Origin of the sequence: Paenibacillus sp. FSL M7-0896, assembly GCF_037975415.1 — a bacterium.
GTDB classification, from domain to species: domain Bacteria; phylum Bacillota; class Bacilli; order Paenibacillales; family Paenibacillaceae; genus Paenibacillus_AQ; species Paenibacillus_AQ silagei.
In genome coordinates, this window is the sequence record NZ_CP150250.1 from 6,357,510 (window position 1) to 6,382,002 (window position 24,493).

Here is a 24,493-nt window from a genome sequence, read left to right on the forward strand (position 1 = left end):
CAATTATTTATCCTGTGAATAGTTAATAGCCTGAACCCCTGAAATCTGGTGAGCACCCCTATAATTCTGCAACAAATGCAACATTTCCCGTATCGATTTGGCCCGAATCCGCGATTGTTGCAAAAAGGGCAGGATTTCACCTTTTTCAGGCCGCTTAGCAGGCAGATTGTTGAATTCTATGCAACAATCCGCCTGTACACCTGGCTACGTACGAACCGAAGCTGCAAAAAGTGCAACATTTATGTCCTCAATGCCTTATAAAGGAGTTCCCTGGCAGTTGGGAGTGAACCCCTCGCCCGTAGGGGAACTGGGACTGGTTGCTCCACTTCATTGCCTACTCCGATTTCTGAAGCTGCCGCCTACTCCGCTTCCTTCAGAATATGCTCCACCAATTCATCCAGCGGCACCGTGGCGAGCGCGATCGCTGTGTCCGTTACGCCGTAGTAGATATAGAGCAGACCGTCCTTGACCACATTGCCGGTCGGGAAGATGACATTTGGAATCTGGAAGCCGAATTTCTCGTAATACGTCTCCGGCTCCATAATGAAGTTATGGGTCCGGGCAATGATCTTCTCCGGCTGCTCCAGATCCAGCAGCATCGCCCCCACGCGGTAGACGATCTCTTCATCTACGCCGTGATAGAGCACCAGCCAGCCCTTGTCTGTACGGATTGGAGGCGTAGAGCCGCCGATCTTCCGCGATTCCCAGGACAGGTTCCCGGCGGTGGCGAGCAGCTTGGGCTCTTCCCAATTCACGAGATCCTCGGAATAGGTAATCCACATGGCGGCTTTCTCCGTTCCGTAAGCCTCGCCCACATATTCTTCGGGGCGGCGGAGCAGCACGAATTTGCCGTTTATTTTCTCAGGAAACAGGATGTTGTCCCGGTCGTTAATGTCCAGCGGCGTGGTGTCCGCGACGAACTCCCAGTCCAGCAGATTGGTTGACTTCAGAATCGAGGAGCGGGTCAGCCAGTGGCCCTCCTCTTCCCCCCAACCGTCCGGGTAGGTCGGAATGGAGCGCTCAGGGACGCCGCGCCCGGTAGGATAATAGCTCATGGCGCAAGGGCGCAGGGCGTAGTTGAGGTAGAAGGTTCCGTCAATCTTCACAATACGCGGGTCCTGCACGCTACCGTACGGGAAGCCTAGCATATCCGGGGTGACAATCGGCTCATCCTTCACATGGGTGAAGTTCACGCCGTCCTCGCTCTCCAGTAGACCCAGAAAGTTCTTGCACGGAGTCAGGGACCCGGCTGTACGCTCAATCATATAGAACTTGCCGTTATCGATGATAACCGCAGGATTGAACACGGTCACCTTGCGCCACTCATAGCCGCCCGGGACGACAATCGGATTATTGGGATGTCTTGTAATTTGCATGTCTATTCCTCCTGCGAATGATGTTCGTGGTATATAGGAAGCACTGTGGTATACAAGAAATACTTAGGATTTGAACTTGAAGCTTGATCGTCACTGCGGTGAACATTTGGACTTTCGGCCGCTGCCCGTATACAGATTTCTTGATTCAAGCCGCTGGTCGCGGTTGAAATCCGGTGACAGCTTATGCTTCCGATGCTAGCTTTCCTACGGAAAGCTTTCAGGCGGACGCTACCGCTCCTTCAGTTCCAAATTTCCCCTCCGCTTCTTTGCTTTCAGTTAATTTCATTCGTGCTTCTTATATAGCTTAAGCGTCTGGACCTCATAAGGCCGGAAGGACAGCGGAATCACACCGCCGGATGTCTCCACAGAGCCGGTCTTGCTCTCCAGCAGGTTGACCCTGCAGGCGAGGACGTCCTCGTCCTGCCAGTCCAGCGTGGCTGTCTCTCTGCTGCCTGCCGCCTCATACAGCCGGACAATCGTGCCGCTGCCGTCCTCGGCAGGCTTGATCGTGTCGAGCATGACGTGCTGGCTCTGGAAGGCAAGCCAGGCATGGGTGCTTGGATAGCGGCCGGAATGTGCAGCTTCGCTAATGGCCAGCAACGGCTCATTCAGCTCCGCCGCTTCCCGTACCACATCGGCCTGACGCCATTCTCCGCTGTGCGGATAGAGCGAATACGTGAATTCATGCTCCCCCTGGTCGGCATTACGGTCCGGCCAGCGCGGGGAACGCAGCAGCGAGAGCCGAAGCACGCCGTCATGGATGTCATAGCCGTATTTGCAGTCGTTCAGCAGGCTGACGCCATAGCCGCCCTCGGACAGATCAGCCCAGCGGTGTCCGCAGACCTCGAATTGCGCCTGCTCCCAGCTGGTGTTGCGGTGGGTCGGCCGCTCCAGCGCGCCGAACGGGATCTCATACGAAGCCTTCGCGGCCACAATGTCCACCGGAAAAGCGACCTTCAGCAGCTTATGCTGCTCCCTCCAGCTTACGCTGGTGCGGAAATCCACTCTCAGGCTGTTCCGGGGCAATACAATCTCCTGCTCAATCTGTGATTCACCGAGCTGCCAGCGGAACTTCAGCACGGTCTGCACGAGTCCGCTGCTGACCACACAGCGGTCCAGCAGCTTCGCCTTGCCCGCAGGCTGCTGCTCATAACGCGGGTCTATATCCCAGGCATCCCACAGCGGCGGGGTGTCATGATAGAACTGAAGCTGGTTGCCGGTCTGGCCGGGCTGGAGCAGCTCGCGGCCCGCGCTTGTGTCATACCAGCGGCTGATCTCGCCGTCTTCATTGAACTTCAGGATATAATGGTCCGTCTCCCATTGCTCCGGGAAGCCGTCTCCCGCGGCTGAATCAACCTGCCGCTCAAGCCTTACTCCGGCTGGTTCCCCAGCCTCCCGCAGCCAGACCGTCCGGCAGCCGAAGGCCGGGACCTTACGGACCTGCACAGCCAGCGTGTAGCTGTCTCCTCCAGCCTCCGTGTTCCAACACTCACTCGGCAGCAGGCCGTCTTCATCGAAGGCCTGCATAGCAGCCAGCTCAGGACCACCCTCCAGCCGGATGACCTCCGTCCGCTCCCAGCCCAGGCTGTTGAAGACCACATAAGGACGGCCTTCGCCCGAAGTATTCACCCGGCCTGCCAGAGTGTGCAGAGCAGTGTCCAGCACCTGCCCGCCCAGACGGAAGATCTCAGCGTATTCCTCACGCGAGGTTGTATACACCTCCGGGATGGAAGTCCCCGGAATGATATCATGGAACTGGTTGAGCAGCAGTAGCTTCCAGCCCTCGGCCAGCTCCCCGGCGGGCAGCAGACGCTGCACATCCGGCTGATCCGGTTGCTCCAGCTCCAGCGCACCGTCCTTCTGCGCCAGCACACTCCAAATCTCCGCCTGCCGGTACAATATCTCCGCCTTGCGGTTGCTGCGCTTATTGAAGGCATGGGTCGTGAAGGTGCCCCGGTGCAGCTCCAGATAGAGGTCGCCGTGCCACGCCGGAAGCTCCGGCTGACACGCACCGATCTCCGAGAAGAAGGCTTCGGCCGTAGAGAATCCGCTGACCGGCTGGCCCGGCGCGAGATCAGTACGGGCCACATATTCCAGCATCTCATGAGTGACTCCGCCGCCTCCGTCTCCGTGGCCGTAGAGCAGCATCAGCTCATCATGCTCTTCCTTCTGGGCGTAGGCCTCCCAGTGCTCCTGCACATCCTTCGGGTGGGTATGCTCGTTCACCCCATGGTTCTGATAGGCCACAATCTTCGTTCCGTCTATGCCGACCCAATGGAATAAGGTATGCGGGAAGGGATTGGTATCATTCCAGCCCAGCTTGGTGGTCATGAAATAATCGATGCCCGCCTGCTTCAGCAGCTGCGGCAGGGAGGCGCAATAGCCGAAGGTATCCGGCAGCCATTCAATCGTAGAATGCTTGCCGAATTCCTTCATATAAAAGCCCTGGCCGTACAGCATCTGCCGGACCAGCGACTCCCCGCCGGGAATGTTCAGATCCGGCTCTACCCACATGCCTCCGACCAGCTCCCACCGGCCTTCAGCGATCCGCTCCTTGATCCGCCCGTACAGCTCGGGATAATGCTCCTTGGCGAAGGCATAGAGCTGGGGCTGGCTCTGCGAGTACCGGAAGTCCGGGTACTTGTCCATTAGGGTGCAGACGGTGGAGAAGGTCCGGCTGACCTTGCGCACCGTCTCCCGGACCGGCCACAGCCAGGCCACATCAATATGCGACTGGCCGACCATATGCATCGTCCCGGGGTTCAGCCCTGCGGACCGTTCCGCAGCCGCAGCCGACCTTAGCTGCTGTTCCGCCGCAGTCACGGCCTCAGAGTCCAGCAGCAGCTCCTCCTTCATATAGAGCGCGTCCATCACCCGCTCCAGCGCCTTAAAGCTGCGGATGCGGCGCATGTCACCCTCCGGCAGCAGGAGGGCTGCTTCGTGCACGATTCGCACCGTATGCAGCAGGCTGTATACCGGGCGATTGACGCGCACAAGCTTAATTTCAATGCCCGTCAGAGGCGGCTTAATCACTGCCTGCCGGTTCAGCGGGTCCTCCGGCTCAGGCACCGGATCATACAGCTCGATGTCCAGATTCAGCCGTTCACCCGGAGCATAAGACGGCAGCGGAATGAACCAGTGATTGCTGTCCAAGCCATGATACGGCGCTCCGCCCAGCTTCAGGAGGCCTTCCCCGCGTCCCAGATAGAGCAGCGCTGCTTCTTCCGGTCCCCAATCCCCCGGAACCGTAATCTCCCGCTGAAGGAAATACGTAGTACCATACCCGCCATCCAGCCGGGAAATGTTGTACTCCTGATGCAGTTCCTCCTCATGCTCATAGCAGCCCGGAGTGAGGTAACGGGATTTGCGCATCGTCCATTCCGCAAGCTCTATTTTCTCAGCCCACTGCCGCTTGGCCAGCCATCCGGTGAACCGCTCCATTCGCTTCATGACTTAGCCCTCCTCTCTGACCTGGAGCGGCGCGCTCAGATACTCTGCGGAGTGAGGGCCTGCCATCACCGCGAATTCTCCCGGCTCGACGATCCGCGTCAGATCCGCTGATACATATTCCAGCTCCTCCCGGCCTACACGGAACGTTACCGTCTGCGTGTCTCCCGGCTGAAGGCTGATTTTGCGGAAGCCCTTCAGCTGCTTCTCGGGCCGGGTAATGGAGGAGACCAAGTCAGAGATATAGAGCTGTACCACCTCACTGCCCGCCCGGTCACCCCTATTAGTCACATCCACGGAGACAAGCGCTTCTTCATCCGCAGAGATTACAGGAGGTTCCACCTTCAGGTTGCTGTACCCAAATTCAGTGAAGCTAAGACCATAGCCGAAGGGATATTCGGCGTGGAAGTCTGTCTCCAGATACCTTTTGCCTCTCGTCCGCCGCTTATAGTAATACACAGGAAGCTGGCCGACATGCTTCGGAACGCTGATCGTCAGCCGCCCCGAAGGATTCACCTCGCCGAACAGGATATCGGCAATTGCATGTCCGCCCTCCTGGCCCGGATACCACGCCTCCAGAATGGCGTCGGCGTGCTCTACAATCCAAGGCTCGGCAATCGGACGGCCGTTGATATAGACCACAATCAGCGGCTTGCCCAGCTTGTGAAGCTCCTGCGCCAGCTCAAGCTGCACACCCATCAGATTCAATGTGGACCGGTCGATGCCCTCCCCGCTTTCCATATCGCTCCAGGAATGTTCCGTCACGACAGAAGCGCCGGTGAGCAGATCAATCGTCCCCTCACCGAAGTCTCTGGCGCTAGAGCCGCCGATCGCCAGCACCACCGCATCGGCTTCAGCCGCACAGGCCAGCGCAGGGGCGAAGCCTTCGCGGGAATCGCCCTTGATCCGGCAGCCGGGTGCGTACTGGACCTTGTCCGCTTCGCCGCCCAGCGCCTGCCGGATGCCGTCCAGCACGGTAACAATCGCGCCTGCGGGCTGTGGCGAGGTGTAGTCGCCAAGCTGGTTGTACGGCGCATCCGCATTGGGACCGATTACGGCAAGCTTGCGAATCTCCTTGCTTAGCGGCAGCGCTGCGTTCTCATTCTTCAGCATGATGATGCTCTCACCGGCGATACGCCGCGCCAGCTCCCGGTGCTCCGGCTTGCCGATGATTTGCTCTGCCTGCTCAGGATCGGCATAGGGACGGTCGAATAACCCGAGCTTGAACTTCAGCTCCAGAATCCGTGCTGCCGCGCGGTCCAGATCGGATTCCTGCAGCCGTCCATGCTCGATCGCGGACGCGATATGCTGCTCGAACATCTCGCCCGACATCTCCATATCGATGCCGGCCAGCAGTGCCTGGGCTACAGCCGTTTCTCCGCTATCTGCGGTGTTATGACCATTCGTCAGCATGCCCAGCGCTCCGCAGTCCGTGATCACGAACCCGTCAAAGCCCCATTGCTCCCGAAGCACATCCTGCAAAAGATAACGGTTCGTCGTACAAGGTACGCCGTCAATCTCGTTGTACGCTGTCATAATGGACAGCGCCCCGGCCTCTACCGCCTTACGGAACGGCAGCAGATCGACCTCATGCAGCTCGCGCAGTCCCATATGCACAGGCGCGGAGTTCCGCCCGCCTTCCGAGCTGCCGTAGGCGGCGAAGTGCTTCAAGGTGGCCAGCACGGAATCCTCCGCGTCCAGCCGTTCCCCCTGCAAGCCCTTCACGGCTTCTACACCCATCGCCGCGATCAGGAACGGATCTTCGCCGAAGGTCTCCTCCGTCCGGCCCCAGCGCGGATCACGCACCACATCAAGCACCGGCGAGTAGGTCGCCGCTCCGCCTTGGCTGCGGGTCTCGAGCGCCACCACCCGGCACATCTCCCGGTACAGCTCCGGGTTCCACATGCTGCCCAGCGCAAGCGGCACCGGAAATACAGTGGCGCCGATAGCCATATGCCCGTGGGAGCATTCTTCCCCGAACAGAATCGGTATCCCGAGCCTGCTCTCCTTCATCGCGTAAGCCTGAATTGCATTAACAGCCTCCGCCCCCTCCTTCGGGGACAGGCCGGTCTCCAGCGTGACCCCGGTCCACGGGTCGGCACGCAGCGTCCCATACAGGGAGCCGACGCCTCCGGCAGCAACCTGGCGCTTGAAGGCTTCCGTCATGCCTGTGGTTCCGTCCGCGTGCTTCTCATAGCACTGCCAGCCGAAAGGCTGGACTAATTGTCCAGCCTTCTCTCCAATCGTCATGCGCTGCAGCAGGTCCTGTACCCGATCCGCCACAGATTGTGTTTTATCCTTATAGATCATTTTTACAGCACCTTTCTGCCGGGCCTGATTTAGTTGGTTTTCCAGCGGTCATAGGCAGCCTGGTTAATCTCGGCTACACGTTCTCCGCCCATCTTCTTGACAGTGGCCACATAGTTATCCCAGCCGGTCAGCGGCTCGGCTCCGGTAATGAATTTCGCTTCCATCTGCTTCACATAGGTGCTCAGGTCCGAATTCAGACTGCTGATTTCCGTCTGCTCTTCCACCGTGAGGAACAGGGCCGGGAATGGAATCCGCGCGCCTTTATCCAGCAGCTTCTGCTTCGTCTCCTGCTCTACCCAGAGGTCGAAGTCTGTCTTCAGCCCCTTGTTAATGTCATCCATGGACAAGGTTGGGGCAGGAATACCGTAGTTCGGCGTCAGGGTGGCCCGGAAATCCTCCATTTCCTTGCCGTCCGGTACAGGCAGATATTGCTTCACGCGGTTCTCTTTGTCAGTGTACTCCCAGAGCGTACCCTCCGGCCCTTTGTTGAAGAACAGAGCGCCTTCATAGGAATAGAGGTAATCTACCCAGCGCAGTGAGGCTTCCGGTGCAGGATTGCTGTTCGTAATGGCGAATGCGCCTGTCGTAATTCCTCTGTTCTTGGCAATCGCCGGAGCGGACACCGATTCACTGCGCACCGGGGCGAACATCGGATCTGACGTGGACGGCTCTCCACCCTTCGTCATATAAGCGTGCCAGTCGGAAAAGAGCGCCACGCGGTTATTCTGCGCCTTGGCCTTCTTCTGCTCCGCTGTCTGTGAGAAGCTCTCATGATCCAGCAGCTCCTCGGACCACAGGCGGTTCATATACGTCAGGTACTCCTTATAGCCTTCTTCAAGCGGTGTATAGTGGACCTTGTCCGCATCGTCTACATAGATTTCTTCTTCATAGATGCCAAAAGCGCCCAGCAGCCAGGTGCGGATATCGCGGAGGTTCGCGGCCGTTGTCGTCACTGAAGAGATCGGAATTTCATCGGCGGTTCCGTTGCCGTTCGGATCTTCCTCCTTCACGCGCTTCAGGTAGGTGTACAGCTCCTCGGTCGTTTCCGGCAGCTTATCGATGTTCAGCGCCTTCAGGAAGTCGCCGTTATACCACATCGGGTTGCGGTACCAGTGCTGGCTCATTTCCACCACCGGCAGGGAGTAGATATGACCGTCCGGGGCGGTAATCGATTTGCGCACATCCGGGTTCTCTTCCAGCAGCGCCTTGAAGTTCGGGGCATACTCTTCGATCAGGTCCTCCAGCGGGATCAGAATCCCCTGTTCGCCGTAATTCATCTGCTCGGCAGTCGTCAGACCGGCCGCGTAGAAGATATCAGGGTAATCGCCGCTGGCGAACACCAGATTCTTTTTGGTATCGAAGCTGTCCTTCGGCGCATTTTTATATTCCATCGTAATCCCGGTCTTCTCCTTCATCTGCTGGAGCACCGGCATGTTCTCCCAGTTCTGGATGCCCACATCCGGGGCCATCATGGACAGAGTGATCGGCTCACTCACAATCGGGAAGCCCTCTTTGTTCACTGTAGCCTCTCCGGTACCCTTGTCCGTTTTACCTTCATTTGCCCCCGAGCTCCCGCAGCCTGCCAGCAGTCCAACAATCACAGCCGATGACAGCAGAATCTTCCATGGTTTACGTGTGATCTGCATTAATAATTCCTCCCTTAGGTTCATTACATTTTAACCTTTAGCCTTTCACAGAGCCAATCATGACCCCTTGGACAAAATAACGCTGCAGGAACGGGTAGACCGCTACAATCGGCAGTGTCGACACAACGATAACTCCGTATTTGACCAGCGAGGCTGTCTCTGCCTTATTATTCATGGCCATAGCTACCTCGCCGTTGATCGCAGCGCCTGTAGTTTCGGCCGACATCTCCTGCAGGACCAGGATCTGGCGCAGCACCATCTGCAGCGGATATTTGGCTTCATCGTTCAAGTAGATCAGGGACGGGAAGTAACTGTTCCAGTGTCCAACCCCGTAGAACAAGGCCATCACGGCGACAATCGGCGCAGACAGCGGCAGGATGATGCGGATGAACAGCTTCAGATTCGTACAGCCGTCAATGTGGGCCGCTTCCTGTAGTTCTTTTGGAATGGTGGACTGGAAAAAGGTGCGGGCGACCACGATGTTCCACACCGATGCGGCCACCGGCAGGATCAACGCCCCCATGCTGTTAATGAGGCCAAGGTTCTTGACGAGCAGATACGTCGGCACCAGCCCGCCGCTGAAGAACATCGTGAACAGAATGAGGCCCATGAACAGCTGGCGTCCGACAAAATCAGACCGGCTGAGCGCATACGCAGCAGGCAGTGTAACCGCCAGATTAAGCAACGTGCCCACCGCTGTGTAGATGATGGTATTGAGATATCCGTTCCAGATCTTCGGGTTCTCGAACACCAGCTTGTAGCCGTCCAGCGTCACATTCTTCGGGAACAGCCACATGGCGCCCGAATTGACATCCTGCGGCGAACTGATGGACGCGCTCAGGATGTAGATCAGCGGATAGAGGACCACTACCAGCGCAAGGCACAGATAGATGTAGGTGCTGATCAGAAACAGCTTATCTCCCCTGGATTCTTTCATCGCAGTAACCATAGACTTCAACTCCTTTCTACCAGAGGCTGTTCTCACTGGTGCGTTTGGCAATCCGGTTCACGGTAACGAGCAGTATTACATTGACTACCGAGTTGAACAATCCGACAGCTGTCGAGAAGCTGTATTGGGCGTTCACCAGACCGGCGCGGTAGACATAGGTGGATATGACATCGGAGGCTTCCATGTTGAGCGAATTCTGCAGCAGCAGGATTTTCTCGAAGCCCAGGCCCAGAATGTTACCCATGTTCAGAATCAGCATGATCGTAATCGTGGGTATAATCGTCGGCAGATTGATATGCAGCACCCGCTTGATCCGGCTCGCTCCATCCACGATGGCCGCTTCATGCAGCTGTGGATCTACGCCGGACAGCGCTGCGAGATAGATAATCGTCCCCCACCCGGTGCTCTGCCAGACGCCTGAGAAGACGTATACCGTCTTGAACCAGGCCGGGTCGGTCAGGAACTGTGCGGGCTGGAAGCCCAGGAATTCAATCGCCCGGACAATCATTCCGCTGGAGGGCGACAGGAAGGTAATAATCATCCCCGCCATGACGACCACTGAAATGAAATGCGGCGCATAGGTAACCGTCTGGACCGACTTCTTGAACGGGCCGTTGCGGACCTCATTGAAGGCCAGGGCCAGAATGATCGGCAGCGGGAACCCGATGGCAAGCTCATAGAAGCTGATGCTGAATGTGTTCCACAGCAGATCCCAGAAGAAATAAGAATTGAAGAACCGTTCGAAATGGTCGAAGCCTACCCAGTCGCTGCCCGTAATTCCTTTAGAAGGTACGAAGTTTTTGAAGGCAATCTGAATGCCGTACATCGGACCATAATGAAAGATGAAGAAATACAGTAACGCGGGAAGCATGAACAGATAGAGCTCCCAATTCTGCCAGATTCGTTTGCCAAGGGACTTGTTCCCCTTCATTCTCCCACTCCTCTCTATGTTAGTTTTCATTACACATAAATCTGTATCCGCTTCGCATTCTTGCAATGGCCTTGCCTGCTAACGCTTACATCCCAAATTGTAGTGAAACTAAGCTGACACCGTAAATATGTAGGTTGTGCATTGTCATGTTAACGGAGTGTAAAACCGCGCTGTTACGGGGCTTACGGGCTTAATAGCTTGTATGTGCCGCCGCTGGCTGTCTGCCGTAAATGTGTGAATTATGAACCCTTCTCCCCCCTGCAAAAGTTACATATTGTGATCCCCGGGCAGGTATGCAAACATTTGCTACGAATGCCGACACTACAACACCCTACTGAAGATATAGGAGGTTTCTGTCATGACCCGTACAACTGCCCACCTGATCTCACACACCCACTGGGACCGGGAATGGTATATGCCTTATGAGCGTCACCATGTGCTGCTGGCGAAGCTGATGAACGAGCTGCTGGAGACGCTGGAGCAGGACGAGCGCTACCGGTATTTCCACCTGGACGGACAGACCATTATTATTGAAGATTATTTGCAGGTGCATCCTGAGAAAAGAGAGCAATTGGAGCGGTTCATCCGCGAAGGCCGGATTGTCATCGGTCCCTGGTATGTGCTCCAGGATGAATTCCTGACCAGCTCCGAGGCCAATGTGCGCAATCTGCTGATCGGCCATCAGGACGCCGCGAAATATGGCGTGATCTCGAAGCTCGGGTACTTCCCCGATTCCTTCGGCAATATGGGACAAGCCCCGCAGCTGCTCAAGCAGGCTGACATCGAGACTGCGGTGTTCGGCCGCGGCGTGAAGCCGACAGGCTTCGATAACATGGTCGGCGAGCTGAACAGCACCAGCTATGAGTCGCCATACTCGGAGATGTACTGGGAATCCCCGGATGGCTCAGCCCTGCTTGGACTACTGTTTGCGAACTGGTACAGCAACGGCAATGAGGTGCCTGTAGATGCTGAGGATGCCAAGGTCTTCTGGGACCGAAAAATCGCGGATGCCGGCAAATATGCCTCCACCCCGGAGCTGCTGTTCATGAACGGCTGTGATCATCAGCCGGTGCAGCGTGATCTCGCGGATGCGCTGGAGACAGCCCGGAAGCTCTACCCGGACACGGACTTCGTCCATTCCAGCTTCGAGCAATACTTGAAGGCGCTGGCCCCTTCGCTGCCCGAGGATCTGGTTACCGTGCACGGCGAGCTGCGCAGCCAGCATACGGACGGCTGGGGGACGCTGGTGAATACCGCTTCCGCCCGTGTCTATCTGAAGCAGCTTAACCAGCAGGGCCAGACGCTGCTGGAGAAGGGCGCCGAGCCGCTGGCGGCACTCGCTTATCTGGTCAGCGGGCAGGCCTACCCCCATGCCCTGCTGACCTACGCCTGGAAGACTCTGATGCAGAACCACCCGCATGACAGCATCTGCGGCTGCAGTGTGGATGAGGTTCACCGGGAGATGATCAGCCGCTTCGAGAAGAGCCGCCATGTTGGCGAAGCTATTATTGAAGAGAGTCTGAAGGCGGTATCCGCACAGATCGGAACCGGGAAGGTTGCGGCCTGGGGCGAATCGGCCCGGCCAGTGACGGTGTTCAATACTACCGGCTGGGAGCGCAGCGGAACAGTTAGCGTGGAGGTGATCTTCGCCAAACGTTATTTCAAGGAAGGGCCGAATCCGGCGGCGATTGCCGAAGCGCTGGATCAGCTTACGCTTGAGCTTGCGAACGGACGGCTGCTCGACGCTGAAGGGCAGACTGTGGCTTGCCGGGCGGAGGATCTGGGCACCCGGTTCGGCTATGAGCTGCCGGACGACCAGTTCCGCAAGCCTTATATGGCTCGGATGGTCCGGCTGACCTTCGAGGCTGCACAGGTGCCGCCGCTAGGCTACAGCACCTACGCCTGGGTAGAGTCGGCGGATGAGTCCGCCGGGACTGCTGCTGAAGGTCCGCTTAAGCTGCTGGAACGTGGGATGGAGAATGAATTCCTGGCCGTTCAGATCCGCGAGGACGGTTCTTACGATGTGGCTGACAAGCGGACGGGCCGCAGCTTCACCGGACTCGGCGTCTATGAGAACTGCGGCGATATCGGGAATGAATACGTGTTCCGCCAGCCCGAGGGCGATGCTGCACTGACGACCAAGGGCCTTGCCGCCCGGATCTCGCTGGCTGAGCATAAGCCTTACCGCATCACGTATGAAATCGTGCATGAATGGGCGATTCCCGCTTCCGCCGATGCTTCGTTCGAAGATGAGAAGCGCAGAATGGTGCCGTTCCGGCAACGTAAGGCCGGACGCTCTGCGGAGCAGGTACCACTGCGGATCGTGACCCGGATCAGCCTGGAGACCAGCGGGACCGGCGTTCAGATCTCTGCCACGTTCAATAATCAGGCTAAGGACCACCGGCTGCGTGTGCTTGTCCCTACCGGGCTGGCGGCTTCCACCCTGCGGGCCGATTCTATCTTTGAAGCTGCTGAACGCGAGATTGAGCCGGCAGCGGACTGGATCAATCCGAGCAATGCCCAGCACCAGCAGGCTTATGTCAGCGTGTCAGACGGCCGCGCCGGACTGCTGGTGGCCAACCAAGGGCTGAACGAATACGAGGTGCTGCGGGACGGCAGCAATACGATTGCTGTCACCCTGCTGCGCAGCGTATCGGAGCTTGGTGACTGGGGCGTGTTCCCTACACCGGAAGCCCAGTGCCTTGGTGAGCAGACCGTAGAGTTCGCGGTCCGTCCCTTTGCCGGGGATGCGGAATGGACGGAGGCTTGTGCCTGGGCCTATCAGTACCAGGTGCCTTGGTTCGCGGTCCAGACCGGCTGGCAGGAGGGCTCCCTCCCTGCGGTCTATCAGCCGCTGGAGTGGCAGGGCCGCACCCTGGCGCTGTCGGCCTTCAAAATGTCCGCAGACCATGAGGACATCATCCTGCGCTGGTACAATCTGGCGGGCGCGGAGCAGGAGCTCGCGCTGACGCCGCATTTTCCGGTGAAGGCTGTCCATGCCAGTGATATTCTGGAACGGCGCAAACAGCGGGAAGTCCTGGATGAAGGTACTCTCCGCCGCTCTGTCGGTAAAGCTCAAATCGTCACCTATGCCCTGCAAACCGTACAACCCTAAATTGACTATGCCAGGAGGAGTTACACCATGAATCTGCCAGCTTCCATTACCGCCTATCTGAATGAGGCCGATGAACGGCTAGCGCATCACCCGAAACTGCAGCAGTTGTTCCGCAACTGCTTCCCGAACACTCTGGAGACTACAACCAAGCTGCTGGATGACGGCACGACCTTCGTGTTCACCGGCGATATTCCGGCCATGTGGCTGCGCGATTCGACGGAGCAGGTGCGGCATTATATTCCTTTTGCCAAAAACGACCCTGAATTGCAGCGGATTCTCCGCGGCCTGATTGCCCGCCAGATGTTCTATGTGAATATTGATCCGTACACCAATGCCTTCAACGAGACGGCAAATGACAAGCATTACCGGGACACGGACGACTGCAACCTGAACCCGTGGATGTGGGAACGCAAATATGAGCTGGACTCCCTCTGCTTCGTCGTTCAGCTCGCTTATATGTACTGGAAGGAAGCGGAGCAGACCGATATCTTCGATGCCGCCTGCTACCAGGCGCTGACCTCCATCGTGAACACGATCGAGACCGAGCAGCACCACGGGGAGAAATCCCCTTACCATTTCATCCGCCAGACGCTCCAGGATACGGAGACGCTGCACAATAACGGACGCGGGATGCCGGTCAACTACACGGGGATGAGCTGGTCGGGCTTCCGTCCGAGCGATGACAGCTGCGAATTCGGCTACAATATTCCCTCGAATATGTTCGCTGTGGTCATTCTGGGGTATATCAGCGAGATGGCAAGCGAGGTCTACCAGGACGAGCGGCTGGCGGCGAGAGCAGCGAAACTGCGCAAGGAGATCGACTTCGGCATCCGTACCTATGGCATCGTGACCCATCCGAAATACGGCAGAATCTACGCCTATGAGACGGACGGCTACGGCAATTACTCGCTGATGGACGATGCCGGAACCCCAGGGCTGATCTCTATTCCTTACATTGGTTACGTGGGCGTAGAGGATGAGATCTATCAGAACACCCGCCGGTTCGCGCTCAGCTTCGATAACCCGTTCTATTTCGAGGGCAAGCACGCCAAAGGCATCGGCAGTCCGCATACACCGGGCGGTTATGTCTGGCATATGGCGCTGTCCATGCAGGCGCTGACGGCGGATAATGATGAGGAGATCAAGCAGCTGATCGATATGCTGATCCGGACCGATGCCGATACCGGCTACATGCACGAGGGCTTCCACCCGGATAACCCGGCCGACTTCTCGCGCGAATGGTTCGCCTGGTCCAACAGCCTGTTCGCTACGCTGATCGGTAAGGCGATGGATAAGGGATTGGTTTAAGGGGGCAAGGGGTGAACTGAACAGTCTACTCATAGAGGAGCTAACTACTAACAATCTGCAGAATAAAATCACCCTGCGGTGAATAATGCTGGTATCTCACCGCTTTCTGATGGTATATCCAGCCAGTATGTTTTTTCTCTCTCACCGACCTATTGTGTGGAGAGCATTGTTGCATATTTTGCAGGATTCTTATATAACTACTGCTGATCGTGGTAGATTGTTGCATTATTTGCACAAATTCCAGTACAGAGAGCAAATTAGCGTTGACTTTGTTGTATTTCGTGCAAGATTTCGGCACAGACCGCTTCTATTAGGCAGTAATGCTGCACTTTTTGCAGGATTTCTCTAAAATTTCCCTGGCTGGAGAGCATGAGGCCTATCCTTCATCCCAGCAGCACCCCTTGTATTCTGTTTTACGCATATCTTTGGCCCACGTACAATAAAAAAACAAGGACCTGGCTAAAACCCACAGTGTCCTTGTTTTTTTTCATACTGTCTCAATAACGCCAACTACCTTGCCCCTCAACCATAGATCATTCATAAAATTGTCCACCTAGAATATATATGGAAATGGAATGAGGGGAGTAATTATGCTAAAGCTGAATAATATCAGTTGTATGTATGCTTTATTATTATTCATTGAATTGCAATTAATGGGGAATGTAAATAGACTGAGTAGGACAACTGGTTTAGATTTCGTTTTTACAAATAGATTGGTCTCAATTTTTAATATAATATTTTTTATTTTAGGTACGGCTTTCTTCGTTTTTTATACCAACAAGCATTTTAAAGAATCTAAATTAAATTATTTCACGGCAATTCTATGGTTGCCATACTTCGCCATTTTCGTATTTGTTTTTACCAGAATATGGCCAAATGTGAATCCTGCCGAAATGCTTCCTCCAGTGCATGGACTCCTTGCTATTGGTGCGATGGTTATATATCCTTTTTATATAACTTTTATCAATTTGTTAAGTACTCTTAAATACAATTAATTTATATAGTGGAACGGCAGCACTCATATGTTCTTTAATAGTTGGAGTAAATCCACCTACCCTACTTCCTCTAAACACAAAACGGCTGCGGCTCCCTTGAACTCAAGGAGGCCGCAGCCGTTTCTATGTGTATAGCTTACCTCAGCTTAGTAGCCGCTCTGGCTCTGCTCGCCCTTGGCAATCGCTACGCCGCCGCTGGTGCCGATCCGGCTGGCGCCTGCGCCGATCATCACGAGCGCGTCTTCCGCGCTGCGGACACCGCCGGAGGCCTTCACGCCGATCTCAGGGCCGACGGTCGCCCGCATCAGAGCGATATCTTCCTTCGTTGCCCCGCCGGTCGAGAAGCCGGTTGAGGTCTTCACGAAGTCTGCGCCCGCTTCTACAGCAAGCTTGCAGGCACGGACCTTCTCCTCTTCAGTCAGCAGGCAGGCTTCAATAATAACCTTGGTCAGCGCTTTGCCGCGCGCGGCTTCGACTACTGCAACCATATCGCGCTTCACCAGCTCGTCATTGCCGTCCTTCAAAGCGCCGATATTAATGACCATATCCACCTCACCGGCACCATTCGCAATGGCATCCTTCGTCTCAAAAGCTTTCGTCTCAGGCGTCGATGCCCCCAGCGGGAAGCCGATTACTGTACATACCTTCACTTCCGGGGTATCCTTCAGCACGGCATGCGCCGTAGCCACCCAGGCCGGATTTACGCACACAGAGGCGAATTTGTAGGCTTTGGCCTCTTCGGCAAGCTTGATAATATCGTCTTTCCGGGCATCCGCCTTCAGCAGCGTATGATCAATAATCCCGGATATTGTAGTTTCACTCATGTTCAATTCCTCCATATAATCGGTAATAGATGTTCACATCCCTTGTATCATACCAATAGTCGGACGCTTTTGAAAGCTGGAGGGCATAACCGCTGCTAATCCTGTATCCGCTCCGGGCAGTATAGATCAAGCGCACCGAACCCTTAGCCCTATACATTCACCTGCCGGATGGCCTCCCGCAGATCGCCTGTACTCGCGCTGACGCTCAGCGAAGCCTCGTAGACTTCTTTGATTCGCGCCAATTGCAAATCAGTCAGCTCACGGATCTCCCGGGTCTGCTCCGAGACCTCTCCGGCAATATCGGCCATGCTGCCCACCGCTGCCGCAACCTCCTCCGAGCCGGCGGAGAGCTGCTCGGCGGTCGCCGACACATCAATGATCTGTCCGGCTACCTCACGGAAGGCAGTGGAAGCCTCCAGCAGAGCAGCCTCCGCTTCGGCTGACATCCGCACCCCTTCCTTCACTTCAGCGGACGCTTCCGTCATCTGAACCCCGATGCTTGCCGAAGCCTGGCTAATGTGCAGCAGCAGCTCGGTCACCCGCTCGGCCGAGGCTGCGGAGCCTTCCGCCAGCTTGCGTACTTCACCGGCTACGACAGTGAAGCCTCTGCCGTGCTCCCCCGCACGCGCCGCCTCAATGGAAGCATTCAACGCCAGCAGCTTCGTCTGATCCGCAGACTGCCTGATCGCAGCCAGCGCACCTTCAATCTCATCCGTGTACCCTTGCAGCCGCAGCACGATATCCAGCGTCTCCCCGGTGGATACAGAGATCGATTTCATCTGCTGATTGGTGTGGTTCATCGCCGTCTGTGACGCCTCTGCAATGTCCAGCGCCTTGACTGCGAATTCCGAGACCGCAGCCGAGGCCTCCGAAATGCGCGAGATGCCCAGCGCCATCTCATCCATGGCTACTGCGCTGCTCTGAGCGCCTTCCGTCTGCGAGTTAGCCCCGGCATGGATATTGCTGATTCTGCCGCTCACCGTCTCACTCATCTTCAGCACATCATCGGCATTCCTGGCGAAGGTCTCGGAGGAGCCGTAGAGACTGTCAGATGCGGTAGACACCCCGGATACCATCCCTTTCACTCTGGCATTCAGATCCCCTGACATCTGGAGCATCGCCTGATAAGCCCTGCCAATCTCATCCCGGGAGTTGACCGGACGGGCATGCAGGATACGGGCCGCCCCGGCGAGATCCCCTTCAGCCATCGTGCCCGCGCTCTCTGTAATCGTCACCAGCGGACGCAAGGACCGGGAGACGAACCAGGCCAGCACCGCGAGTGCGCCCAGAGACAGAGCTAGAATAATACTATAGAGCGGCAGGCTCTCCATCAGGACATCACGGGTCAGCGTACTCAGTACAGCAACATCGGTATCAATGCCCAGCGCCCCGACCAGCTTCCCGCCGGTGTCCTTCATAGGAACGAATGCTGAGATATAATCCCCGTATTCGGGATTGCTGATCAGCGGCGTGCTGGCATTCTCTCCGGCAAGCACAGCCGTAACTGCGGCCGCTGGCATATCAGTACTCTCATTAACCCCCGAAGCCAGCGGGTCTCCCTCCGGCCTGCCGTCAATCATCAGCTGCGGCTGGCGGGCATCATCAATCCGCACAAAATATACATAACGGGCACCAATCGACTTCCGGAACTGATCCAGTTCATTGCGGAGCGACCAATACAGGTCCGACTCCTGCGGATCGGCCAGAAATTCACTGTAGCGCCCGGCATCAATCTGTGTCACATAATGGCTGGCAATACTCATGTTGTAGCTGCTGATCGTCCCTTTGACCGCTGATCCGGTGTTCACCCACTGAATGGCGGCATTGCCTGCTGTAATGCAGAGAATCACTAAAGTCATAACACAGAGAATACTGGCAATCAGTCTGGTTCGGATAAAAGAAAACATGGAGGCCTTCCCTTTCGCGCATAACAATTGCGTAGTTATAGTAGGGCCATCCGAAGAAGCAATGACAAATGTCCCTCTACCGGAAAATTTCGACAAACTTTTCAAAAACCCTTTTCCAAAGACGGCGTAGACGATTAAAATTTGTAGGATGAATCCTTTACATTATTATATTGTCAAAAAAGACTGCTTCTGAAGCCTAATCGCTCCAAAAACAGCCTTCTTTCCTTGATCCGTCAATGGCCGCCCGAAGACGACAATCCAACCCGCTGCACCAGCCGGGCACTTTCTTCATTTAGACCCGTGAGAGTGACCTTAGTACCCAATGCCGCGTATTTGTCCATCGTCTTGGCAATGGCCCCCACCGCCGACTGATCCCACACATGGGAACGGCTGAAATCGATAATGACCTGCGCCGGATCACTGTCATACATGAATTCATTCACGAAATGGCTCGTGGTTCCAAAGAACAGCTGGCCCGATACCCGATAAGTCGTTACAGATGCCGTAGTATGAACATTCAGCTGAAGGGAAGCGATTTTCCAGGCAAAAGACAAAGCACTCAGCAGCACGCCGAACAGCACGCCGATCGACAGGTTATCGGTAGCTACTACTGTAACCACAGTGACCACCATGACCAGGGCATCGCTTAGCGGAACTCTCCGCAAGGAGGTCAGGGACTTCCATTCAAAGGTGCTGATGCAGACCATAATCATTACACCGACCAGTGCGCCCATAGGAATCTGCTTAACAACATCACCCAGCACAAGAATCAGGAACAATAGGAAGATCCCGGAGACAAAAGTGGACAAGCTTGTCCGTCCGCCCGATTTCATATTGACCATCGACTGGCCGATCATCGCGCAGCCAGCCATGCCTCCGAAGAAGCCGGTCACGATGTTGGCCAGCCCCTGCCCCTTCGCTTCCCGGTTCTTGTCGCTGCCGGTGCCTGTGATATCATCAATCAGCGTGGCTGTCATCAGCGATTCCAGTAATCCGACGACCGCGAGTGAGAGCGAATACGGCAGTATAATCAGCAGTGTATCCAGCGTCAAGGGAAGGCTCGGCAGATGGAATACAGGCAGCGCTGAAGTAATAGTCCCCATATCGCCCACGGTTCTTACATCCAGACCCAGCACAATGCTGAGGACCGAGACTACGACAATGGCGACCAGCGCCGATGGCACCGCCTTGGTGATCCGGGGAACCGTATAGATGATGACCAGCGTAAGAGCCACGAGTGCGTACATGATCCAGCCCTGTCCCTCAAAATGCACGAGCTGAGCCATAAAGATCAGAATCGCCAGCGCGTTGACAAAGCCGGTCATGACCGGCTGCGGCAGGAAGGTGATGAACCGGCCCAGCTTCAGCAGCCCCATCACAATCTGCAGGATGCCAGCCAGCACCGTAGCCGCGAACAGATACTCAATGCCGTGCGACAGCACCAGGCTGCCGACCAGCAGGGCCATCGCTCCTGTCGCCGCCGAGATCATCCCCGGCCGCCCGCCGGCGAAGGCTGTTACAATAGCGATACAGAAGGAGGCGTACAGACCAACCATAGGGCTTACGCCAGCAAGGATGGAGAAAGCAATCGCTTCAGGAATTAAGGCAATAGCCACGGTCATGCCCGATAAAATATCACTCCGTGTGTTGGAGAACCAACCGTTGTTGTATGAGACGATTTGCTTCAAAATTTCAGTTCCTCCTGTTACCTGAATTCACCCTGTTTCACTTAACGGTATAATCCCGAGGCCTTCACCTCATTGAAGAAGGTGTTGAACTCCTCAATATTAAGCTGCTGCGCCGCATCAGACAAGGCTGTAGCCGGATCAGGATGCACCTCCACCATAATACCGTCGGCTCCGGCAGCCAGCGCAGCTTTGGCACACGGGATCAGAATGTCCTTGCGTCCGGTGGAATGGGTGACATCGACCAGCACCGGCAGATGGCATTCCTGCTTAAGAATCGGCACCGCCGAGATATCCAGCGTATTGCGTGTTGACCGCTCATAGGTGCGGATACCGCGTTCAATCAGCATAATCTCCATATTGCCGCGGGACATAATATATTCTGCCGCATGAACGAATTCATCCAGCGTGGCGGATAGTCCGCGCTTCAGCAGCACCGGCTTGTTCACTTCCCCTACCGCCTTAAGCAGCTCGAAGTTGTGCATGTTCCGCGCGCCGACCTGAATGACATCCACATAATCCAGCGCTTCTTCAATATGCCGGGGATCGACAATCTCACTGATCGTCAGCAGCCCGTATTCATTCGCCGCTTCACGCAGAATCCGCAGGCCATCCATGCCCAGTCCCTGGAAATCATAAGGGGAGGTCCGGGGCTTGAAGGCGCCGCCGCGCATAACCTTGACGCCTGCCTTCTGCAGGGCCGCAGCCACCGTACGGGTCTGCAGCTCGCTCTCCACCGAACACGGGCCAGCTACCATCAGGGAGGATAACCCGCCTACTGTAACGCCGCCCGGCAGCTCAATAACTGTATCCTCCGCATGGTCTTTACGCGCTACCAGCAAGGTCTTCTTATGCTCCGTACTTTGCAGATCAAGCGAAGCTGAGAAAATCTGCTTGAACAGCGTACGGATGGTTCCATTCGTGAACGGCCCCTTATTGCCTGCGACCATTTTCTCCAGCATCGCCTTCTCCCGTTCAGGATCGAACTTCGGCACACCTTGCTTCTCTTTGAGCACCCCAATCTCCTGAACGATTCCGGCACGCTCCGAGATCAGCTCCAGCAGCTGACCGTTAATCTCATCCAATCTTGCTCTCAGATCATCCAATTCCACATTACTCATTCCAAGACACTCCTTTGTGATATTAATAGTTAAGGCTATGAACGAACGCAAAAAGACCCCCCGCCGCAAGGGACGAGGAGCCGTGGTACCACCCTTATTTAGAACTGAATCCTGCTGACGCATCAGCACATGACGGCATAACCTGAAGGATACCGGCCAGTCGATTCATTCTGTCTTACATCCGTTAACGCAGGAAGCGGGCCACCCTACCCATAACTGCTGCAGCAGTGTACTTCAGGGACCGACTCGGAAGTGAACTTCGGCACTAAGCGTCTAATGGGGGTGCTCTCAGTCTCCGGCACGCCTTCCCTGTTAAAATACGCTATGAAGTGCTTACTCTCTTCGTCATTGTCATTACAAGGTATATCGGTGCTGCTTATGCACCAGTTTCTGCTATCTTAATCAAAAAGACTTCCATATGCAAGACATCACAGCACTGCATTGCAGCTTTAACTCAGCATTGTGATTATTTTGTGAAGAGAGGTCTGCTTATTCCTGTTCCGCAAAAAATTTCCCGATTACTTTCACAATGCTGTCGCTTCTCAGCGGCTTGCTGATATACTCATCCATCCCTGCTTCAAGGCATAGCTCCCGGTCGCCCTTGAGCGCGTTGGCCGTCACTGCAACAATGACCGGCTGCTGGTCTGCCGGCTGCTCTGCCCTAATGGCAGCTGTGGCCTCCAGGCCGTTCATCCCGGGCATCTGCACATCCATGAAGATCAGATCATAGCCATGCCGGGCCGTCATATCGACCGCCTGCCGCCCATCCTCGGCCACATCGACGGCGAAGCCGCGCTTCTCCAGGATTTTGCGCAGGACGATCTGGTTGATCACATTGTCCTCGGCTACCAGAATATGCAGGGACCGGCCTTCTGATTGCGGCTCCGGCAGGTTCGCATCCGGCCCGTCAGCCGGAAGCGACTGCGCTTCTGTCCGGAGGACCACGGTGAACACAAAGGTCGCCCCCTGCCCGGCTGCTGTATCCAGATAGATCTCTCCGCCCATCCGCTCGACCAATTGCTTGCTGATCGCCAGCCCCAGACCGGTGCCTTCACCCTGGCGGCCCCTGAAATGCTCCATCTGATAGAACGGCTCGAACAAGCGGCTGCGGGCCTCCTCGGGAATCCCGCTCCCCGTATCCGCCACGGTGAACTGGAGCGTTACGCCTGCCAGGCCATCGGCAATGCGCTTCACGCCTACCTTTACCCCGCCGGTACAGGTGAATTTCACGGCATTGCCGGCCAGATTGAGCAGCACCTGCTTCAGCCGCTCCCCGTCCCCGATCAGCCGCTGCGGCACATCCGGCTCCGTCTCCACGCTGAGGGTCAGCCCTTTGCGCTCCGCCTTGAGCTGAAGCAGCTCCAGTGCGGAATCCATACAGTGCTGGAGGATGAACGGCTCGTCTTGGAGTGAGATTTTGCCTGCCTCAATCTTGGAGAGATCGAGAATGTCGTTGATGATATTCAGCAGGGATTCACCGCTCTGGCGGATAATCTCCAGGAACTCCCGCTGCTGCGAACCCGGCTCACTGCTCTCCAGCAGCAGGTCGGTCATCCCGATCACCCCGTTCATCGGAGTACGGATTTCGTGGCTCATCATGGCCAGGAACTCACTTTTGGCGCGGTTCGTATTCTCTGCGGTCTCCTTGGCAATCAGCAGCTTCTTCTGCTCGGTAATATCCTTGACGATAATATAAAAGCCTACGGTAGACTGGTTGATAATAATCGGCGCAAGGGTAGTCAGGACCTCCACAGAATGCCCGTCCTTATGCCAGATCAGGTTGATATCCTGTCCCACGGAGCCGCTCCGCCGGCGGGGACCGAGTACATTCTGCAGTTGCCGCTCGCCGATGATCCGGCTGACACTCATGCCCACCATCTCGGGGATCGTATACCCCGTCAGCCTTACCGCCTGTTCATTCCCGTTAATAATATGGCCTTCCAGGTCCAGCGATATGATCGCGTCATGATTATATTTCTTCAGCGAGGTATAACGCTCGACCGATTCCTGAAGCTTCTGCTCCACAATCTTGCGCCGGGTCACATCGCGGCCGACAGCCAGCACCCCGCGCTCCCCGCCGTCTTCCACCGTTCTCAGAGAGAATTCAATCCAGATATATTGGCCGTTCGCATGTAATATCCGCAGCTGGACATCAGGCGAGTCAGCCATCTGCTGCGCACTGATTAAGGCCAGATCCTCAGAATGAACCAGTCTGCTGTTATCCCGGCCGATCAGCTCCTCCGGTCTGTACCCGAGCACCTCTTCCACTGAAGGGGAGCAATAGCGGCAGACTGAACCCGGCGCAGCATAGTACACAATGTCCCTGATGTTGCCGGCAATCAGCTCGTACAGCCGCTCAGACGGTCCGGGAAGTGCCTTAGCCGGTGCCGCAAGCTGCCCTCCAGCCAAGTGAACGATATAATACAGCCCCTCTCCCGTCGAAGGCTCGCTCACCCTCGCCACATGCAGCAGCACCGGAACCGCAGAGCCATCCGCATGGCGCAGCTTAATTTCGGCTTCAAAAAAAGGGGCTGCTCCTGTCCTGAGGCTCCCCATCCTGTAGCTATGTATGTGCAGGCTATCTTCATCCCAGAACGCTTGGAAGCTGCGTCCCAGCAACTGCTCTTCGGAATATCCGAGCAAGAGGGTTACCGCCGGATTCACTTTCATCCATTCTTCAGCCATGGAGAGAAAGGCTACTCCGGCAGTTCCTGTCTTAAATGCCTGTTCAAATGGAGAAGACGTCTCCGTATGCTGCCCTAGCATAAGATCCACCGCCCGTTTGTGAAGTATTAGATGCAATTCCTTTATATTAAATCTGCAATATAAATATCTTGCATAATCGGGCGAAAGTCAAATCATTATGTCGAATACTGACA

Annotated in this window: 13 protein-coding genes; 2 read left to right on the top strand and 11 right to left on the bottom strand. The window is 56.0% G+C overall.

All coding sequences use genetic code 11. From position 1 onward, the window contains the following. Positions 1 to 359 precede the first annotated feature (359 nt). The 6 genes from MKY12_RS27385 to MKY12_RS27410 form a co-directional block, all read right to left on the bottom strand. A complete protein-coding gene (locus MKY12_RS27385; protein ID WP_339311641.1) occupies positions 360 to 1,376 on the bottom strand; it encodes a glycosidase in 1,017 nt (338 codons plus the stop codon). A gap of 282 nt (positions 1,377 to 1,658) precedes the next feature. Next, entirely contained in the window at positions 1,659 to 4,826 is a 3,168-nt protein-coding gene (locus MKY12_RS27390; RefSeq protein ID WP_339311643.1) for an alpha-mannosidase, read from the bottom strand. 3 nt (positions 4,827 to 4,829) lie between these two features. Then, complete coding sequence (locus tag MKY12_RS27395) at positions 4,830 to 7,133, bottom strand: glycoside hydrolase family 3 N-terminal domain-containing protein (RefSeq protein WP_339311644.1); 2,304 nt, start codon at positions 7,131 to 7,133, stop codon at positions 4,830 to 4,832. Between the two features lie 29 nt (positions 7,134 to 7,162). Then, complete coding sequence (locus MKY12_RS27400; RefSeq protein ID WP_339311645.1) at positions 7,163 to 8,779, bottom strand: extracellular solute-binding protein; 1,617 nt, start codon at positions 8,777 to 8,779, stop codon at positions 7,163 to 7,165. Positions 8,780 to 8,816: 37 nt separating this feature from the next. Further along, positions 8,817 to 9,728: a carbohydrate ABC transporter permease gene (locus MKY12_RS27405; protein WP_036694906.1), complete on the bottom strand. Its 912-nt coding sequence runs from the start codon at positions 9,726 to 9,728 to the stop codon at positions 8,817 to 8,819. A gap of 16 nt (positions 9,729 to 9,744) precedes the next feature. Then, positions 9,745 to 10,659, bottom strand: a complete 915-nt coding sequence (locus tag MKY12_RS27410; RefSeq protein WP_235192024.1) for an ABC transporter permease subunit — start codon at positions 10,657 to 10,659, stop codon at positions 9,745 to 9,747. A gap of 358 nt (positions 10,660 to 11,017) precedes the next feature. Between MKY12_RS27410 and MKY12_RS27415 the strand changes: the two genes are divergently transcribed. After that, positions 11,018 to 13,774 (top strand): alpha-mannosidase, encoded by a 2,757-nt coding sequence (locus tag MKY12_RS27415; RefSeq protein WP_339311646.1) that lies wholly within the window; start codon positions 11,018 to 11,020, stop codon positions 13,772 to 13,774. Positions 13,775 to 13,801: 27 nt separating this feature from the next. Then, positions 13,802 to 15,082: a glycoside hydrolase family 125 protein gene (locus MKY12_RS27420; RefSeq protein ID WP_339311647.1), complete on the top strand. Its 1,281-nt coding sequence runs from the start codon at positions 13,802 to 13,804 to the stop codon at positions 15,080 to 15,082. 1,141 nt (positions 15,083 to 16,223) lie between these two features. Here MKY12_RS27420 and deoC read toward each other — a convergent pair. The 5 genes from deoC to MKY12_RS27445 form a co-directional block, all read right to left on the bottom strand. After that, entirely contained in the window at positions 16,224 to 16,901 is a 678-nt protein-coding gene (gene deoC, locus MKY12_RS27425) for a deoxyribose-phosphate aldolase (RefSeq protein WP_339311648.1), read from the bottom strand. A 149-nt stretch (positions 16,902 to 17,050) separates the two neighbouring features. Next, entirely contained in the window at positions 17,051 to 18,760 is a 1,710-nt protein-coding gene (locus MKY12_RS27430) for a methyl-accepting chemotaxis protein (RefSeq protein ID WP_339311650.1), read from the bottom strand. 281 nt (positions 18,761 to 19,041) lie between these two features. Next, positions 19,042 to 20,499, bottom strand: a complete 1,458-nt coding sequence (locus MKY12_RS27435) for a SulP family inorganic anion transporter (protein ID WP_339314984.1) — start codon at positions 20,497 to 20,499, stop codon at positions 19,042 to 19,044. A gap of 38 nt (positions 20,500 to 20,537) precedes the next feature. Next, positions 20,538 to 21,614, bottom strand: coding sequence for a bifunctional 3-deoxy-7-phosphoheptulonate synthase/chorismate mutase (locus MKY12_RS27440; protein ID WP_036730419.1), 1,077 nt, complete (start codon positions 21,612 to 21,614; stop codon positions 20,538 to 20,540). Between the two features lie 489 nt (positions 21,615 to 22,103). Further along, positions 22,104 to 24,380 carry a PAS domain S-box protein gene (locus tag MKY12_RS27445; protein ID WP_339314986.1) on the bottom strand — a complete coding sequence of 759 codons (2,277 nt, stop codon included), beginning with the start codon at positions 24,378 to 24,380 and terminating at the stop codon, positions 22,104 to 22,106. Between the last annotated feature and the right edge of the window lie 113 nt (positions 24,381 to 24,493).

Excerpts from the sequence above, each read along its gene's own strand:
- MKY12_RS27390 (WP_339311643.1), bottom strand. The coding sequence starts at position 4,826 with ATGAAGCGAATGGAGCGGTTCACCGGATGGCTGGCCAAGCGGCAGTGG.
- MKY12_RS27415 (WP_339311646.1), top strand. The coding sequence starts at position 11,018 with ATGACCCGTACAACTGCCCACCTGATCTCACACACCCACTGGGACCGG.
- MKY12_RS27445 (WP_339314986.1), bottom strand. The coding sequence starts at position 24,380 with ATGCTAGGGCAGCATACGGAGACGTCTTCTCCATTTGAACAGGCATTT.
- MKY12_RS27400 (WP_339311645.1), bottom strand. The coding sequence starts at position 8,779 with ATGCAGATCACACGTAAACCATGGAAGATTCTGCTGTCATCGGCTGTG.
- MKY12_RS27440 (WP_036730419.1), bottom strand. The coding sequence starts at position 21,614 with ATGAGTAATGTGGAATTGGATGATCTGAGAGCAAGATTGGATGAGATT.
- MKY12_RS27405 (WP_036694906.1), bottom strand. The coding sequence starts at position 9,728 with ATGGTTACTGCGATGAAAGAATCCAGGGGAGATAAGCTGTTTCTGATC.
- MKY12_RS27410 (WP_235192024.1), bottom strand. The coding sequence starts at position 10,659 with ATGAAGGGGAACAAGTCCCTTGGCAAACGAATCTGGCAGAATTGGGAG.
- MKY12_RS27385 (WP_339311641.1), bottom strand. The coding sequence starts at position 1,376 with ATGCAAATTACAAGACATCCCAATAATCCGATTGTCGTCCCGGGCGGC.
- deoC (WP_339311648.1), bottom strand. The coding sequence starts at position 16,901 with ATGAGTGAAACTACAATATCCGGGATTATTGATCATACGCTGCTGAAG.
- MKY12_RS27395 (WP_339311644.1), bottom strand. The coding sequence starts at position 7,133 with ATGATCTATAAGGATAAAACACAATCTGTGGCGGATCGGGTACAGGAC.
- MKY12_RS27430 (WP_339311650.1), bottom strand. The coding sequence starts at position 18,760 with ATGACTTTAGTGATTCTCTGCATTACAGCAGGCAATGCCGCCATTCAG.
- MKY12_RS27420 (WP_339311647.1), top strand. The coding sequence starts at position 13,802 with ATGAATCTGCCAGCTTCCATTACCGCCTATCTGAATGAGGCCGATGAA.